Origin of the sequence: Microvirga sp. KLBC 81, from assembly GCF_003075415.1 — a bacterium.
Lineage (GTDB): Bacteria > Pseudomonadota > Alphaproteobacteria > Rhizobiales > Beijerinckiaceae > Microvirga.
In genome coordinates this window covers 1-566 of record NZ_QDAH01000322.1, presented here as the reverse complement: position 1 = coordinate 566, position 566 = coordinate 1, and the positions used below count along the sequence as shown (strand labels likewise).

At 62.0% G+C, this 566-nt stretch carries 1 protein-coding gene and 1 pseudogene; both read right to left on the bottom strand.

The genetic code is table 11. The annotated features are described in order from the left end of the window. Positions 1–77: 77 nt before the first annotated feature. Positions 78–260: pseudogene (locus tag DC522_RS34005) on the bottom strand (Crp/Fnr family transcriptional regulator); the annotation flags it as partial. Positions 261–317: 57 nt separating this feature from the next. Beyond that, a partial coding sequence (locus DC522_RS34000) for a DDE-type integrase/transposase/recombinase (protein WP_116532742.1) occupies positions 318–566 on the bottom strand: 249 nt, incomplete at its 5' end.

The window sequence follows — 566 nt, the reverse complement described above, 5'->3', positions numbered from 1 at the left end:
GAGAGCCAAGATGAGTGAATCACGAAGCCGCCACACCGCATAGCCCCAACGATTCCGTCAGAACTGCCGTTGCTCTAGGTGACAGGCAGCTCGCAGGCGTTGCCCTGTGTCAGCCCCACCGCTCTCAGGCGGATGAACAGCTCACACAGGGAATGGCCCAGGCGCTCAAAGGCGGAGCGCTGGCCGAGATTGACGGTCCACTCGCGCTGGATCGCTGCGGTCACCAGCGTGTCCCGCCAGAGCGCTTCGGTGATCCGCGGGGGTTCTGTCGCAAATCCGAAGCAAGGACGAGGAAGTAGCAGCTACCTGTGCTCCATTCATGCGGCGAGTCGGTGAAACTGCTCCGCCAATGATGGCCGCGGAGCGCAGGCGTATTTCGCCTGGTGTTTGCGCATCATGTGGATCATCTCGATCCCTCCCAGGATCACGCGAGCGCTGCCAATCGACTTGAAGCCGAGCATCGGCCCCACCCGCCGCTTGATGGCGCGGTGGTCCTGCTCGATGCGATTATTCAGATAGGCGCTCTGCCGGATCCGGATCGGTTTCAGCTTGCGCCCATCTTGGAG